The 15,014-nt window shown below is 57.5% G+C and carries 13 protein-coding genes; 9 read left to right on the top strand and 4 right to left on the bottom strand.

Going from position 1 to position 15,014, the window contains the following annotated elements; all coding sequences use genetic code 11:
• The first annotated feature begins 65 nt into the window (after nucleotides 1-65).
• Genes menD through menE form a run of 5 tightly spaced genes read left to right on the top strand, consistent with a single transcriptional unit; the run spans nucleotide 66 to nucleotide 5,692 of the window.
• Complete coding sequence (menD, locus tag GA0061071_RS01695; RefSeq protein WP_088238117.1) at nucleotides 66-1,736, top strand: 2-succinyl-5-enolpyruvyl-6-hydroxy-3-cyclohexene-1-carboxylic-acid synthase; 1,671 nt, start codon at nucleotides 66-68, stop codon at nucleotides 1,734-1,736.
• Complete coding sequence (menH, locus tag GA0061071_RS01690; protein ID WP_088238116.1) at nucleotides 1,733-2,509, top strand: 2-succinyl-6-hydroxy-2,4-cyclohexadiene-1-carboxylate synthase; 777 nt, start codon at nucleotides 1,733-1,735, stop codon at nucleotides 2,507-2,509. Before menD ends, menH begins: the two co-directional genes overlap by 4 nt.
• Nucleotides 2,506-3,363: a 1,4-dihydroxy-2-naphthoyl-CoA synthase gene (gene menB / locus GA0061071_RS01685; protein ID WP_088238115.1), complete on the top strand. Its 858-nt coding sequence runs from the start codon at nucleotides 2,506-2,508 to the stop codon at nucleotides 3,361-3,363. The genes menH and menB overlap by 4 nt, the downstream gene beginning before the upstream one ends.
• Nucleotides 3,363-4,328: an o-succinylbenzoate synthase gene (gene menC / locus GA0061071_RS01680; RefSeq protein WP_088238114.1), complete on the top strand. Its 966-nt coding sequence runs from the start codon at nucleotides 3,363-3,365 to the stop codon at nucleotides 4,326-4,328. Before menB ends, menC begins: the two co-directional genes overlap by 1 nt.
• On the top strand, nucleotides 4,325-5,692 hold the full coding sequence (menE, locus tag GA0061071_RS01675) for an o-succinylbenzoate--CoA ligase (RefSeq protein ID WP_088238113.1): 1,368 nt from the start codon (nucleotides 4,325-4,327) through the stop codon (nucleotides 5,690-5,692). Before menC ends, menE begins: the two co-directional genes overlap by 4 nt.
• A 60-nt stretch (nucleotides 5,693-5,752) precedes the next feature.
• Here the strand turns inward: menE and nudI are convergent, their stop codons facing one another.
• Nucleotides 5,753-6,178, bottom strand: a complete 426-nt coding sequence (gene nudI / locus GA0061071_RS01670; protein ID WP_088238112.1) for a nucleoside triphosphatase NudI — start codon at nucleotides 6,176-6,178, stop codon at nucleotides 5,753-5,755.
• A 173-nt stretch (nucleotides 6,179-6,351) separates the two neighbouring features.
• On the opposite strand from nudI, the gene GA0061071_RS01665 reads away from it, so the two are divergent.
• Both GA0061071_RS01665 and GA0061071_RS01660 read left to right on the top strand, forming a co-directional pair.
• Nucleotides 6,352-6,894: a YfaZ family outer membrane protein gene (locus tag GA0061071_RS01665; protein ID WP_061499843.1), complete on the top strand. Its 543-nt coding sequence runs from the start codon at nucleotides 6,352-6,354 to the stop codon at nucleotides 6,892-6,894.
• 93 nt (nucleotides 6,895-6,987) lie between these two features.
• Nucleotides 6,988-8,187 carry a nicotinamide mononucleotide deamidase-related protein YfaY gene (locus GA0061071_RS01660; RefSeq protein ID WP_088238111.1) on the top strand — a complete coding sequence of 400 codons (1,200 nt, stop codon included), beginning with the start codon at nucleotides 6,988-6,990 and terminating at the stop codon, nucleotides 8,185-8,187.
• Nucleotides 8,188-8,224: 37 nt separating this feature from the next.
• Here GA0061071_RS01660 and glpC read toward each other — a convergent pair whose 3' ends face one another.
• The 3 genes from glpC to glpA are packed head-to-tail and all read right to left on the bottom strand — an operon-like array spanning nucleotide 8,225 to nucleotide 12,280.
• Nucleotides 8,225-9,415 carry an anaerobic glycerol-3-phosphate dehydrogenase subunit GlpC gene (gene glpC, locus GA0061071_RS01655; protein WP_088238110.1) on the bottom strand — a complete coding sequence of 397 codons (1,191 nt, stop codon included), beginning with the start codon at nucleotides 9,413-9,415 and terminating at the stop codon, nucleotides 8,225-8,227.
• Nucleotides 9,412-10,668 (bottom strand): glycerol-3-phosphate dehydrogenase subunit GlpB, encoded by a 1,257-nt coding sequence (gene glpB / locus GA0061071_RS01650; RefSeq protein WP_061493945.1) that lies wholly within the window; start codon nucleotides 10,666-10,668, stop codon nucleotides 9,412-9,414. Before glpB ends, glpC begins: the two co-directional genes overlap by 4 nt.
• A complete protein-coding gene (gene glpA, locus GA0061071_RS01645) occupies nucleotides 10,658-12,280 on the bottom strand; it encodes an anaerobic glycerol-3-phosphate dehydrogenase subunit A (RefSeq protein WP_088238109.1) in 1,623 nt (540 codons plus the stop codon). The genes glpB and glpA overlap by 11 nt, the downstream gene beginning before the upstream one ends.
• A 275-nt stretch (nucleotides 12,281-12,555) precedes the next feature.
• On the opposite strand from glpA, the gene glpT reads away from it, so the two are divergent.
• Entirely contained in the window at nucleotides 12,556-13,908 is a 1,353-nt protein-coding gene (glpT, locus tag GA0061071_RS01640) for a glycerol-3-phosphate transporter (RefSeq protein WP_088238108.1), read from the top strand.
• A 13-nt stretch (nucleotides 13,909-13,921) separates the two neighbouring features.
• The gene (glpQ, locus tag GA0061071_RS01635) at nucleotides 13,922-14,989 is read left to right on the top strand and encodes a glycerophosphodiester phosphodiesterase (protein WP_088238107.1); all 1,068 of its coding nucleotides are present in this window, start codon (nucleotides 13,922-13,924) and stop codon (nucleotides 14,987-14,989) included.
• Nucleotides 14,990-15,014: the final 25 nt, after the last annotated feature.

Here is a 15,014-nt window from a genome sequence, read left to right as displayed (position 1 = left end):
CATATCAAAAACACGCGGTTTTCGATTATTTATACTAAGTCGCAATATTGATACCGGACAAACTCATGTCTATAAGCTCCTTTAACCGACGCTGGGCGACGGTGATCCTCGAAGCCCTCACTCGTCACGGCGTCAGGCATGTGTGCATCGCCCCTGGCTCCCGCTCCACACCCTTAACGCTGGCCGCTGCGGAAAACCGCGCCTTTATCCATCACACCCATTTTGATGAGCGTGGTTTGGGTCACCTGGCGTTAGGGCTGGCGAAAGCCAGTAAGCAACCAGTGGCCGTCATTGTTACGTCCGGCACGGCGGTGGCAAATCTCTATCCTGCGTTGATTGAAGCCGGGCTGACCGGGGAAAAACTGATTTTGCTCACGGCTGACCGTCCCCCTGAGCTGATTGATTGCGGCGCGAATCAGGCTATCCGCCAGCCGGGCATGTTTGCCTCGCATCCTACGGAATCGCTGGCGTTGCCACGTCCGTCTCAGGATATTCCGGCGCGCTGGTTGGTTTCTGCTATTGATAATCTGCTGGGGTCATTGCACGGTGGTGCAGTGCATATCAACTGCCCTTTTGCTGAGCCGCTGTATGGCGACATGGATGAGAACGATCTGCTGTGGCTACAGGCGCTCGGGGCGTGGTGGCAGGATGACAAACCCTGGTTGCAAGCCCCTGCGCGGTTGCAGTGCGAAAAGCAGCGCGACTGGTTTTTCTGGCGGCAAAAGCGCGGCGTGATCATCGCCGGGCGTATGAGCGCCGCTGAAGGTCAGCAACTTGCACACTGGGCGAAAACACTTGGCTGGCCGCTGATTGGCGATGCGCTGTCGCAAACCGGGCAGCCATTGCCCTGCGCCGACTTATGGCTCGGCAACGCCCGGGCAGTCACCGAACTGAACCAGGCACAGATTATCCTGCAATTTGGCAGCAGCCTGACCGGTAAACGTCTTCTGCAATGGCAGGCGGTGTGCGAGCCGCAAGAGTACTGGTTGATTGACTCGCTGCCTGGGCGGCTTGATCCTGCTCATCATCGTGGCCGCCGGTTGGTATCGGATGTGGCCGGGTGGCTGGAACAACACCCGGCGGAGCCGCGCGCGCCCTGGTACAGCGCGGTTGAACAGCTTTCCTCGCAAGCGTGGGAGCGGGTGAGCGCGCAGCGGGACACGTTTGGCGAAGCCCAGTTTGCGCACCGTATTACGGCGTATTTGCCGGAACAGGGGCAGGTTTTCCTCGGCAACAGTCTGGTCGTGCGGCTGGTGGATGCGCTGGGGCAGCTTCCGGCAGGTTATCCGGTCTACAGCAACCGTGGCGCGAGCGGCATTGATGGTTTGCTCTCCACAGCGGCAGGTGTGCAGCGTGCCAGTGCCCGACCGACGCTGGCGATCGTTGGTGATCTTTCCGCGCTCTATGATCTTAACGCTCTGGCGTTACTGCGGCAGGTTTCCGCCCCCTTTGTGCTGGTGGTAGTGAACAATAACGGCGGGCAAATTTTTTCGTTGCTGCCTACGCCTCCGGCGGAGCGAGAGCAATTTTATCTGATGCCGCAACATGTTGATTTTGCGCATGCTGCTGCCATGTTTGGCCTGAATTATCATCGCCCGGAAAACTGGGATGCACTGGATCAGGCTTTTGCTGGCGCGTGGAGCAAGGCCGGGGCGACACTGATTGAGTTGGTGGTGAAAGAGACCGACGGTGCGCAGACCTTGCAAAACTTGCTGGCGCAGGTGAGCCACCTGTGATTTTACACGGGCAGACGGTAACCGGTCGGCAGCAGCAGCCATGGCTGGTGTTTTTGCACGGTTTTTCCGGCGATCACCGTGAATGGCAGACCGTCGGCGAGACACTGACAGATTTTCCCCGTCTGTACCTTGATTTACCCGGTCATGGTGGCTCGGCGGAGACCGCCGTGACCTCATTTGTGGAGATGGATGCCTGCTTGCGGGCGACACTGACGCGTTACAACATACCTCACTACTGGCTGGTGGGGTATTCGCTGGGCGCGCGCGTGGCGATGTACCACGCGTGCCAGTACCCGACCGGGCTACAGGGGGTGGTGGTCGAGGGGGGGCATCCTGGCCTGACCGATGATGCTGCCCGTACAGAACGTCAGCTCTCCGATGCGCATTGGGCCGCGCGTTTTCGCCAACAGCCACTGGATGAGGTATTTGACGCCTGGTACCGCCAGCCGGTTTTTGCGTCGCTGGATGCCTCGCAGCGCGCGGCGTTAGTCGCGTTACGGCGTCAGAACAACGGTGCATCGCTTGCCGCTATGCTGGAGGCGACATCGCTGGCTTGCCAGCCCGATTTGCGGGCGGCGCTGCACGCGTTACCTTTTTCAGTTCATTATTTATACGGTGAATTCGACAGTAAATTTTGCGCGCTGGCGACGCAAGTCACCCGCCACTGTCACGCCATTCCTGCCGCCGGGCACAACGCGCACCGGGAGAATCCCGTGGGTGTTGCCGCTGTCCTGGCGCGAATTCTGCGTCTTGAGATAAAGGACACACTATGATCTACCCAGAAGAAAGCATGCTCTACGCGCCGGTTGAATGGCGTGACTGTTCCGAAGGCTACACGGATATTCGTTACCACAAGTCTGCTGACGGCATCGCCAAAATCACCATTAACCGCCCGCAGGTGCGTAACGCATTCCGCCCGCTGACGGTGAAAGAGATGATCCAGGCGCTGTCTGATGCCCGTTACGACGACAACATCGGGGTGATCATTCTCACCGGGGAAGGCGAGAAAGCCTTCTGCGCGGGCGGCGATCAAAAAGTGCGCGGTGATTACGGCGGCTATCAGGATGACTCCGGTGTACACCATCTCAACGTGCTCGACTTCCAGCGCCAGATCCGCACCTGTCCGAAACCGGTTGTTGCCATGGTTGCGGGTTATTCCATTGGCGGTGGTCATGTACTGCATATGATGTGCGATCTGACCATTGCCGCGGAAAACGCTATCTTCGGCCAGACTGGCCCGAAAGTCGGATCGTTTGATGGCGGCTGGGGTGCGTCTTATATGGCGCGCATCGTCGGGCAGAAAAAGGCCCGCGAGATCTGGTTCCTGTGTCGTCAATACGATGCGCAGCAGGCGCTGGATATGGGGCTCGTTAACACCGTTGTGCCGGTTGCCGAACTGGAAAAAGAGACCGTTCGCTGGTGCCGTGAAATGCTGCAAAACAGCCCGATGGCGCTGCGCTGCCTGAAAGCGGCTCTGAATGCGGACTGCGATGGCCAGGCCGGGCTGCAGGAGCTGGCCGGTAACGCCACCATGCTGTTCTATATGACTGAAGAAGGGCAGGAAGGTCGCAACGCGTTTAACCAGAAACGCCAGCCTGACTTCAGCAAATTCAAACGGAATCCATAATGCGCCAGGCGCAGGTTTACCGCTGGCAGCTCCCCCTCGACGCGGGCGTGGTGTTGCGGGATCGGCGGCTAAAAACCCGCGACGGCCTGTTTGTCCATTTGCAGGACGCAGGATGTGAAGGATGGGGGGAGATCTCCCCTCTGCCGGGCTTTAGTCAGGAAACGCTGGATGAGGCGCAGCAGGCTGTTGTCGCCTGGGCCCGCGCCTGGTCTGAGGGGCAGTTATTGCCGTTGCCGGAACTGCCTTCGGCGGCCTTTGGCCTCAGTTGCGCACTGGCGGAGCTGCAAAACACCCTGCCGCAAGCAGCGGATTACCGCGCGGCGATGCTGTGCGCAGGCGATCCGGACGATCTGTTTGCCACACTCGCTGCGTTGCCCGGCGAGAAAGTGGCGAAAGTGAAGGTCGGATTATATGAGGCGGTACGTGACGGTATGGTTGTTAACCTGCTGCTGGAGTCGATTGACGATTTGCATTTGCGGCTGGATGCCAACCGTGCCTGGACGCCATTGAAAGCGCAGCAGTTCGCGAAATATGTGAATCCGGACTACCGCTCGCGTATCGCATTTCTTGAAGAACCGTGTAAAACCCGTGAGGATTCACTGGCCTTTGCCCGCGAGACGGGGATCACCATTGCCTGGGATGAAAGCCTGCGTGATGAGGATTTTCGTTTTGAAGCGCAGGAAGGTGTCGGGGCTGTGGTTATCAAGCCGACGCTCACCGGCAGTTTGCAGAAAGTACAGCAGCAGGTGGCTGCGGCGAAAGCGCTCGGGTTGACGGTGGTGATCAGTTCTTCGATCGAATCGAGTCTTGGTCTGACGCAACTGGCGCGTATCGCCGCCTGGCTCACGCCAGGGACCCTTCCGGGGCTGGATACGCTGCATTTGATGAAAGCGCAGCTGCTGCGCCGCTGGCCGGACAGTGATTTGCCCTGTTTGCAGATGGATGTACTGGAACCGTTATTATGATGTTTATTGATTGGCCCTGGCGGCACTGGCGCAGTACGCGCGGTGAGCAGGTGGCAATCCGGCTTAACCAGCAAACCCTGACCTGGCGCGCGTTGTGCGCTCGTGTGGATGCGCTGGCCAGCGGTTTTGCCCGTCAGGGGGTGAAAGAGGGCGACGGCGTGATGCTGCGCGCCCGCAATCACCCGCATACCTTACTGGCCTGGCTGGCGTTATTGCAGTGTGGCGCGCGGGTGTTGCCGGTCAACCCTCAGCTTCCCGCGCCATTGCTGGCCACGCTGTTACCGCAGTTAACGCTGCGGTTTATCCTGGATGTGGATGGACAGGAGGCGGTGAGCGAGCTGACCGCGCTGGTTCAGCATACGGCGGAGGGGGAGTACGCTGTAGCATGGCAGCCGCAGCGGCTGGCGTCGATGACGCTGACATCCGGTTCGACAGGTTTACCGAAAGCGGCGGTACATACCTGCGCCGCGCATCTTGCCAGTGCTGAAGGCGTACTCTCGCTGATCCCCTTTGCACCTGAAGATGACTGGCTACTCTCGTTGCCGCTGTTTCATGTGTCCGGGCAGGGCATTTTGTGGCGCTGGTTGTTGGCCGGGGCGCGTATTACCGTGCGCGATAAATTGCCGCTGGCGCAGGCACTGGTCGGTTGCACGCATGCCTCACTGGTTCCGACACAGCTGTGGCGTTTATTGAATGACAACGCGCCAGTGGCGCTGAAAGCCGTTCTGCTCGGCGGTGCTGCCATTCCGGTTGCGCTGACGCAGCAGGCGCGCGAACGGGGGATCCGTAGCTGGTGCGGCTACGGCCTGACTGAATTTGCCTCTACTGTCTGCGCGAAAGAGGCAGACGGCGCACCGGATGTGGGCGAGGCCTTGCCGGGGCGGCAAGTGAAAATTGTTGATAATGAAGTGTGGTTGCGGGCTGAGAGTATGGCGGCAGGTTACTGGTGCAACGGGGAGCTGTTGCCGCTCGCTAATCACGAAGGCTGGTTTGCGACTCGCGATCGCGGTGCGCTGAAAGCGGGTCGTCTGACCATTCTGGGTCGGCTCGATAACCTCTTTTTCAGCGGCGGTGAAGGCATTCAACCGGAAGAGGTGGAGCGGGTGATTGCCACCCACGCCGGGGTACGGCAGGTGCTGGTGGTGCCAGTGGAGGATGCCGAGTTCGGTCAGCGCCCGGTTGCGGTCGTGGAGTGTGACGACGACACCGATATCAGCCAGTTTGCTGGCTGGGTAGCGGATAAACTGGCCCGGTTCCAGCAGCCGGTTCACTGGCTGGCGTTGCCAGAAGCGCTTAAAAATGGCGGGATTAAAATCTCCCGACGGGCATTACAGCAGTGGGTCAATGCCAGGTTGAAGGGCTGAATAAGGCCAACGGGTAGCCGGGCAGACTTGCAGGTTGCGGCCTGCAAGTCTGGCACAGGGTTAAAGTAACCCTTTCATCTTCAGCGTCAAGCGGGTTGCCTCATTCAGGTCATAGCGATGCAGATCCGCCGGTGCGACCCAGGCGTAAGCCTGAAACTCTTCATTAATTTCAATTTCACGGTTAGCGCTCACGCAATCAAAGATCAGGTAAATCATATAGATTTGTTCTGTGCTGCCATCGGGGTAGGTTTTTAGCCGCACATCGTCGCGAAATGTCCACGGTGTTATCTGGCTCAGTTGCAGTTTATCGCCCAGCTCTTCGCGAATCTCACGGCGCAGCGCCTCTTCGATCCGCTCTCCCGGTTCAACACCGCCGCCAGATAAGGCCCACTGGCCAGGAAAAACGCCCCGGTCATTGGCCATTTTGCATAACAGGTAAGCACCGTCGTTCTGAATAAGAGGGCAGACGATTGTCCGTTGTCGCATGGCTTTTCCTTAAGAGTCATTGATTCCGTGTTGATTGTTATAGCATCAGAGAGCGAAGAAAAATTGACGCTGGCTATAGTTCAGGCTTTTTTTATTCATTCTTCTGGCATAAAAATAGGCGTACAATCAGGAGCTTTTGGGCATTGGCCCGTTATGTGCGGAAAAAATCAGAAATGAAAAACGTTGCTTTATTAGGTTTAGCCAGCCTGTTGCTGGTATCGGCCGGCGCGCAGGCTGTTAGCCTGAGCGGTCAGATTGGTAAGGATTACACCAATCTGGGCTTTGGTTTTGGTACTGAAACAAGTGGTATTGCAGTCAGCGGTAACTGGGCGCACAGCGAAGACGATGGCGACATTGCCGGTCTGGGGCTGGGGTACAACATTCCGCTGGGTCCATTCCTCGGCACCGTGGGCGGCAAAGGCGTTTACCTGAACCCGAACGCAGGTAGCGAAGGCTACGCTATCGCGGTGGGCGGTGGTCTGCAGTGGCAAATCGCCAGCAGCTTCAGCATCTTTGGCGAGTATTATTACTCACCGGATTCGCTCTCCAGCGGCGTTAAAGAGTACCAGGAAGCCAACGCAGGCGCGCGCTACACCATTATGCGTCCGCTGACCGTGGAAGCGGGTTATCGTTACATCGACATGACCGGCAAAGAAGGGCGTCGTGATAACGCCGTTGCCGATGGTCCTTATGTGGGTGTGAGCGCGAGCTTCTAATCTCCCGGCGCGGCGTTCGTCCGCGCCCGTTTCTTTCCTCTTTCGCTCTACGCATGCGCTATAGTGTTTCAACCTCTATTACAGGAGTTAATGATGTTAAACGTAGAGATGCTGTCTACCGGCGATGAAGTACTACACGGGCAGATTGTGGACACCAATGCCGCGTGGCTGGCGGATTTTTTCTTTAATCAGGGATTGCCGTTAACGCGCCGTAACACGGTAGGCGATAACCTCGAAGATTTGGTCGCCATTCTGCGCGAACGTAGTGAGCATGCGGATGTGCTGATCGTCAATGGCGGGTTGGGGCCAACCAGTGATGATCTGAGCGCACTGGCGGCGGCGACCGCAAAGGGCGAATCATTAGTGCTGCATGACGCGTGGCTGACGCACATGGAGCGCTTTTTTAACGAGCGCGGCCGCGTTATGGCGCCGAGCAACCGTAAACAGGCAGAAATTCCGGCCAGCGCGGAGCTGGTGGATAACCCTGTGGGTACTGCCTGCGGCTTTGCCATCCAACTGAACCGTTGCCTGATGTTCTTTACCCCGGGCGTGCCCTCTGAATTTAAAGTTATGGTTGAACGCGAAATCCTGCCGCGCCTGCGCGCACGGTTTACACTGCCGGAGCCGCCGGTATGCCTGCGTTTGACCACCTTCGGTCGTTCGGAAAGCGATCTGGCACAAAGCCTGGCGCACCTCGAACTGCCACCGGGCGTTGTAATGGGGTATCGCTCATCCATGCCGATCATCGAGCTGAAACTGACCGGCCCGGCGGAGCACCGTGCGGCAATGGAAGCGGTGTGGCCGGACGTTAAACGCGTGGCGGGCGAGAGCCTTATTTTTGAAGGAACAGTCGGTTTGCCGGCGGTACTTGCTGCGCGTCTGCGCGAGCGCCAGTTGAGCCTGACTCTGAGCGAACAGTTCACCAGCGGGCTGGTGGCGTTACAACTTTCCCGCGCGGGGGCACCGCTGCTGGTCAGCGAAGTGTTGCCCTCACAGGCGGAAGAGCTGGCACAAAGCGCACGCTGGACGACGGAGCTGCGCAACCGCCATCTTGCCGGACTGGCGTTGACCGTCACCGGGCTTGAAGACGATCACCTGAATTTTGCACTGGCGACACCGGACGGTACGCGCGCGTTGCGCGTGAAGTTCAACACCAACCGTCACGGGCTGGAGGTTCGCCAGGAAGTGTGCGCCATGATGGCGTTGAATATCCTGCGCCGCTGGCTTGAGGGCAAAGACATCGCCAGCGATCACGGCTGGATCAATGTCGTCGAGTCGCTGTATGTCGAGTAAACAGGATACCGGGTACAAGCCCGGTATCCTCGGCACATCAGATTAAGGCCTGCGCCAGCAGGGTAATGGGGTGTTCGCAGCGTTTGCTGGTGGACATCTCAATCTGCCATTTGCAGGTTTCACAATCCGTCACCACCAGGTCTGCGCCGCTGGCTTCGATTTGTTCAAACAGCGGCGCACCAATGGCCTGAGAGGTGGGGTAGTTTTCGCTTTTAAACCCGTACGTACCGGCAATACCGCAGCAGCGGGAATCCAGTACCGTCAGCTCCAGTCCCGGAATGCGGCGTAACAGATCCAATGTGTAGTGCGTCCAGCCCATTTTTTCCATATGGCACGGCGTGTGATACATCACTTTCAGCGGGGTGGTTTTCAGACTCAGGGATCGCCCCTCATCCAGCATGCGCCAGATCCACCGGGTCGCTAAATCGATATGCGCGCGCAGATGGCTGTTGTCGACATCCAGCAGATGTGGATACTCATCACGCAGCGTAAACGCGCAGGTAGACGATGTGGCAATCACCGGTAAACCTTGTGTGCCAATTGCCTGCTCCAGTGACGTAACGTTAAATTGCGCCTGTTTTTTGGCCTTGTCGAAAAAGCCGTTCGCGATCAGCGGGACGCCGCAGCATTTTTCCCGTTCCAGCAGTTGTACGCCGATGCCCATATTGTTCAGCACCCGCAGCAAATCTTTACCCAGTTGCGGGTGGTTGTAGTTGACGTAGCAGCCGTGGAAAAACGCCACCTGTTGCGGAAAGGCGCGCTGCTTGTCGGCAACGCTGCGATACCAGCGGCGGAAAGTGCCGTGTGAGTACTTCGGCAGCGTCCGGTGGTGATCAATTTTCAGCGCTTTATCCAGCAACTGGCGTACCGGTTTGAGCGACGTTGCTGTGTTGACCAACGGCGCCATGGGCGTGGAAAGTGTCCCCATCAGGTCGGTGTGGCTCAGGATCGCGTTACGGATTGAGAGCTGTTTCGGTGCATGTTGCGCGCGGGCGCGCTGAATGATATCACCAATTTTTACACCGGACGGGCAGGCTGTCTCACAGCGTTTGCAGTTGGTGCAATACTTCAGCGCTTCGTCATACAGTGCGGCATCTTTCAGACGCAGCCGTTCACCATCCGGGCCTGCCTGTTTCGGCCCGGGGTAGGCAGGGTTGACCCGGCTGACCGGGCAGACGGTGGTGCAGACCGTGCATTTGATACAGCTTTCAAACTGGGTGGTGCTCATTGTTCGCCTCCCTGTGCGGCTATCTGCTGTGCGGCATGCAGTGCAGTGACGGCGCAAACGCCCCCGCCACACCCCTGGGCGATGGCGTCAAATCCGCCTAACACCGAACCGACAACATACAGATTGTTGATGGCTTTTCCCTGACGCAAGGCGTGGAGTTGTGCGTCGGTTTGTACGCCAAATTGTTGCCACGGTTGAGTCTCGAAAATATCGTCCCGATACCAGTCGCTGCGTTTGTCGCATTGCAGGACATCCAGGTCAAACACCGCTTCCCGCACGCGGTCACGATCGGCGATCAAGCCATTACTGAAAAAGCTGCCGCTGGCGAGCACCACATGGCGTGCGCGTAACGGGATATCTTCATGTTTGCGGGTCCACAACTGCGTAACACGGTCATTCTGGATATCGGCGTGGAGCACTTCGTCGCCGGGCATCCAGCTTCCGCCACTGTGGATAAACCGTTGTTGCAGCAAAAATTGCATGCGCATGCCCGGTACCGATGGCGGCAGCGTCGGCAGTAAGTGCAGCGGGCACGCCAGTTGTTGGTTAAGCTGCGTAAATACGCTGCTGTCCGTCAGACCAAAACAGGCGGGCAGGTATAACACGTCGTACTGTTGACTCAGCGGGTGCAGTGCGTCATAGAGGGCGGCAAAGTGTTCCGGTGCATCCAGGTGGCGGGCAATGTTCACCGCACGAAATTCACTGGGGTTATCACGCAGTGTGTCGAGCACCGGCAACTCTATTTCTTCTGCATGCGCGTCGATGCCGCGTTTACGCAATGAGGCAGCGGCAAGCTGCGGCTGAAAGTCCGGGAAACCACTGATGCCAATCACGCCGGTGCGCTGGCTGACGTCGGGTTTTAGCGGCACTTCCGCCGGGCTCAGCCAGGCCCGGCGAAACGAACCTAATGGGGTAACCCGCAGGTGCGGCGTATCGACATCACCCTGTAACGCCAGCCCGCAGTCGGCTAGCAGCGTTTGGGTTTGCTGCGCATAGTGACGCACGCGTTCTGCGCCCAGCAGGGCATAGGGATGGGCGGGATGGTGCTGCGCCAGCAGGGCGATGGCGCTGTTCAGGTCACGAACAGGCTGGCCATCTGGCAAATGGGAGAGCAGATCCAGAGAGCCGGAGGAGAAACCCAGCGCGCTCTGTCCGCGGCTGACAATGGCGCAGCGCTGCCCGTTTTCACTCAGGCGAATACCGCATAACAGACCGGCAAGTCCGCCGCCGATAATAACCGTATCAAATCTCATCATCCGTCTCCTTTTCCAGCCCGCACAATCCCTGATAAACCCAACGTGTAAACTCGCTTTCCCTCAGCGCATCGCCCCAGGCGACGGGCTTCACGCCTTTCCAGCGCTCATTGAGGAAATCCGCCAGTTGCGTCAGGGACTCGCTCTCGGTGGTGACATGCAGGCGGTTAAGCAACCCCGCGGCGCGACAGGCGCACAGCTCGCCCTGGCAGGTGCCCATTCCCACACGGGTACGGCGGCGCAAATCGAGGAGCGAATGGACATTCAGATTTTCTACCGCATATTGCACTTCGCCAGCGGTCACGGCTTCACATTCGCAGACCAGACTGCGGTTATGCCTGTCGCTGCCAAGCCAGGCGGGTGTGCGGTCGCCATGGCGATATACCGCTGAACCGCGTAACGGTGTGGGCAGCGAGATAATTTTTCGCAGTGCCTGCTCTGTGGGCTCTTTAGAGCCAGGCAGCGGTGCGCTGGCGGTGGTGCAGACAGCGCTGTGATTGAGCTTGCGGCATACTGCATCGGTCGCCCACTCCGCCATCAGGCGGTAGGTCATCAGTTTGCCGCCGGTAATGGTGATAAACCCTTCCAGCCCGTCACGCTGTGCGTGATCGAGCAGTACAATTCCCCGGCTGACGTTACGCCCGCTGGGGTCATCATCACTGGCCACCAGCGGACGTACACCGGCATAGGCGCGCAAAATGCGGGTTTGTGCCATCACGGGGGCGAGTTTTTCCCCTTCGCGCAGCAGAATATCCACCTCTTGCGGCGTGACGCGGGTATTGTCGATATCGTTGTAATCAATATGCGTTGAGGTGGTGCCTATCAGCGAGATGGTATCGCCCGGCACCAGAATATCGGCATCGGCGGGTTTCCGGCAGCGGTTGATAACGTGCTGGTTGATGCGGTGGTCGAGGATTAACAGCGCACCTTTGGCCGGAAACATGCGAATGCGCAGATCGGCATATTCTGCAATGCGCTGTCCCCAGATCCCGGCGGCGTTGACCACAACAGGCGCATGAAGCTCCAGAGTTTCACCGCTGGTGGCATGGCGGATGCGCACGCCGCTGACGGTTTCACCGTTGCGGATCAGTCCGCATACCTCATGTCCAGTCAGGATCTTCGCGCCGTGTTCGCGTGCATCCAGCATATTGCTCGCTGTCAGGCGGAACGGATCGACCGTACCGTCAGGCACCCGCACCGCGCCAGTCAGCGTCGGGTTAACGCTGGGTTCCATACGCCGGGCTTCCTGCGGAGAAATAGCCTGCGCCGGAATACCGGCCTGCAGGCAGGCGTCGATAAACTGACCCTGATACACCAAATCATCTTCCGGCAGGGTAATAAACAGGCCATCGGTGGGTTCAATGCAGTGGCGGGCAATGCGTTTCAGGATCTGGTTTTCGGCGATACACTCCCGCGCCGATTCATTGTCGGTCACCGCATAGCGTGCGCCGCTGTGCAGCAAACCATGGTTGCGCCCGGTCGCGCCGGTGGCGATATCGTGGCGCTCGAGCAGCACTGCGCGCAGGCCGCGCAGGGCGCAATCGCGGGCGATGCCGGCGCCCGTCGCGCCGCCGCCAATAATGATCACATCGTAGTCACTGGAGTTGCGCATGTTCGCGTCCTTCTGTTCGACGTTCTTTAACGACCATTTAGCCATACTCTTGCTGTGGTTTGTTTGATATCGCGCATATTCGAGCAAAAAACGAAAGTGCAGTGCGCTTTTATGCGTGAATGGAGATGCCTGTCATATTTCTGTAACATTATGTGCGACAACTCACCCTCTCTGATTAAAACTTTCAATACAATTCGCCGCGACTAACTGAGGTTATGTTCGTTTTCACTCATTGATGACAGGCATCATGAGTTCACCGCGCCACGGAGGCCGTTATGTTGAGCATTTTTAAACCTGCCACCCATCAGTCGCGTCTGCCCGCAGAGCAGATCGACCCGACCTACCGTCGTTTACGCTGGCAGATATTTCTGGGGATTTTCTTTGGTTACGCCGCCTATTACCTGGTGCGTAAAAACTTTGCGCTGGCGATGCCGTATCTGGTTGAGCAGGGGTTTTCGCGTGGAGATTTAGGCTTTGCGTTGTCGGGTATTTCAATCGCCTATGGTTTTTCAAAATTCATTATGGGCTCGGTGTCTGACCGTTCGAACCCGCGTGTTTTTCTTCCTGCCGGGTTGATTCTGGCGGCGGCGGTGATGCTGTTTATGGGGTTTGTGCCCTGGGCAACCTCCAGCATCGCCATCATGTTCGTGCTGTTGTTCCTGTGTGGCTGGTTCCAGGGCATGGGGTGGCCGCCGTGCGGACGTACCATGGTGCACTGGTGGTCGCAGAAAGAGCGTGGCGGTATCGTTTCGGTATGGAACTGCGCGCATAACGTAGGTGGCGGTATTCCTCCGTTGCTGTTCCTGCTCGGTATGGCGTGGTTTAACGACTGGCATGCTGCGCTCTATATGCCTGCGTTTGGCGCAATCCTGGTGGCGATTTTTGCGTTCGCACTGATGCGTGATACCCCGCAATCCTGTGGTCTGCCACCGATTGAAGAGTACAAAAATGATTATCCAGACGACTACACCGACAAGCATGAACAAGAGCTGACGGCAAAGCAGATCTTTATGCAGTACATCCTGCCGAATAAGCTGCTGTGGTACATCGCAGTGGCGAACGTGTTTGTCTATTTACTGCGTTACGGCATCCTCGACTGGTCGCCGACCTACCTGAAAGAGGTGAAACATTTCGCGCTGGATAAATCCTCGTGGGCGTACTTCTTTTATGAATATGCAGGCATTCCCGGTACGTTGATTTGCGGCTGGATGTCGGACAAAGTCTTCCGCGGTAATCGTGGGGCGACCGGGGTGTTCTTTATGACGCTGGTGACCATCGCGACGATTGTTTACTGGTTAAATCCGGCGGGGAATCCGACCGTCGATATGGTCTGCATGATCGTGATCGGTTTCCTGATTTACGGCCCGGTAATGTTGATTGGTCTGCATGCGCTGGAGTTGGCACCGAAAAAAGCGGCAGGCACCGCAGCCGGCTTTACCGGCCTGTTTGGTTATCTTGGCGGATCGGTGGCCGCCAGCGCGATTGTGGGTTACACCGTGGATTTCTTCGGCTGGGATGGCGGCTTTATGGTGATGATTGGCGGTAGCATTCTGGCGGTATTGTTGCTGATTATTGTGATGATCGGCGAGAAACGCCACCATGCTGACGTGCTTGCGCGTCGCCAGTAAGAAAGGAGCCATGATGAAAAGCACCTTCACCCGTATGACCACCGGTTTGTTGCTGGCGGGATTTGCATCCTGCCAGGCGTTGGCGGCAGAGCAAATCGTTATTGCCCATCGCGGCGCCAGCGGCTATTTACCGGAACACACCCTGCCGGCGAAAGCGATGGCCTATGCGCAGGGCGTGGATTATCTGGAGCAGGATCTGGTGATGACCAAAGATGACCATCTGGTTGTCCTGCACGATCATTATCTCGATCGCGTCACGGATGTGGCGGAGCGCTTCCCGGATCGCGCCCGTAAAGATGGCCGTTTTTACGCCATCGACTTTACGTTGGATGAGATTCGCTCGCTGAAATTTACTGAAGGCTTTGAGCTGGAGAAGGGAAAAAAAGTGCAGGTTTTCCCGGGGCGCTTCCCGATGGGCAAATCCGATTTCCGTATTCATACCTTTGAAGAGGAGATTGAGTTTGTACAGGGGTTGAATCACTCCACCGGTAAAAACATTGGCATCTACCCGGAAATCAAAGCGCCATGGTTCCACCACCAGGAAGGGAAAGACATTGCCGCGAAGACGCTGGACGTGCTGAAAAAGTACGGCTACACCAGCAAGCAGGACAAGGTGTATCTGCAATGCTTTGATGCCAATGAACTGAAGCGTATTAAGCATGAACTGGAGCCGAAGAGGGGGATGGATCTCAATCTGGTGCAGTTGATTGCGTATACCGACTGGAAAGAGACGCAGGAGAAGCAGTCAGACGGTCAATGGGTGAACTACAGCTACGACTGGATGTTTACACCCGGTGCGATGAAACAGATTGCGCAGTACGCCGACGGGATTGGTCCTGACTATCATATGCTGGTGGCAAAGGGCTCAACGCCAGGGCACGTTACGCTGACGGCGATGGTGAAAGAGGCGCATGCCAGCCATTTGCAGGTGCATCCGTTCACTGTTCGTGCAGATAAACTGCCGGATTATGCCAGCAATGTGGACCAGCTGTATGAGGTGTTGTATCGCCAGGCGGGCGTTGACGGCGTATTTACCGATTTCCCCGATAAAGCCGTGCAGTTTCTTCATCGACAACCCTAAACAAAAAAAGGCCTGAAAAGGCCTT

Origin of the sequence: Kosakonia oryzendophytica (assembly GCF_900094925.1) — a bacterium.
GTDB lineage: Bacteria > Pseudomonadota > Gammaproteobacteria > Enterobacterales > Enterobacteriaceae > Kosakonia > Kosakonia oryzendophytica.
Note: the sequence above shows the minus strand (reverse complement) of the source record. Positions and strands in the feature narration are given on the sequence as shown.

Coding starts and splice junctions, on each gene's coding strand:
- menD (WP_088238117.1), top strand. CDS start 66: ATGTCTATAAGCTCCTTTAACCGACGCTGGGCGACGGTGATCCTCGAA.
- menB (WP_088238115.1), top strand. CDS start 2,506: ATGATCTACCCAGAAGAAAGCATGCTCTACGCGCCGGTTGAATGGCGT.
- menC (WP_088238114.1), top strand. CDS start 3,363: ATGCGCCAGGCGCAGGTTTACCGCTGGCAGCTCCCCCTCGACGCGGGC.
- menE (WP_088238113.1), top strand. CDS start 4,325: ATGATGTTTATTGATTGGCCCTGGCGGCACTGGCGCAGTACGCGCGGT.
- nudI (WP_088238112.1), bottom strand. CDS start 6,178: ATGCGACAACGGACAATCGTCTGCCCTCTTATTCAGAACGACGGTGCT.
- GA0061071_RS01665 (WP_061499843.1), top strand. CDS start 6,352: ATGAAAAACGTTGCTTTATTAGGTTTAGCCAGCCTGTTGCTGGTATCG.
- GA0061071_RS01660 (WP_088238111.1), top strand. CDS start 6,988: ATGTTAAACGTAGAGATGCTGTCTACCGGCGATGAAGTACTACACGGG.
- glpC (WP_088238110.1), bottom strand. CDS start 9,415: ATGAGCACCACCCAGTTTGAAAGCTGTATCAAATGCACGGTCTGCACC.
- glpB (WP_061493945.1), bottom strand. CDS start 10,668: ATGAGATTTGATACGGTTATTATCGGCGGCGGACTTGCCGGTCTGTTA.
- glpA (WP_088238109.1), bottom strand. CDS start 12,280: ATGCGCAACTCCAGTGACTACGATGTGATCATTATTGGCGGCGGCGCG.
- glpT (WP_088238108.1), top strand. CDS start 12,556: ATGTTGAGCATTTTTAAACCTGCCACCCATCAGTCGCGTCTGCCCGCA.
- glpQ (WP_088238107.1), top strand. CDS start 13,922: ATGAAAAGCACCTTCACCCGTATGACCACCGGTTTGTTGCTGGCGGGA.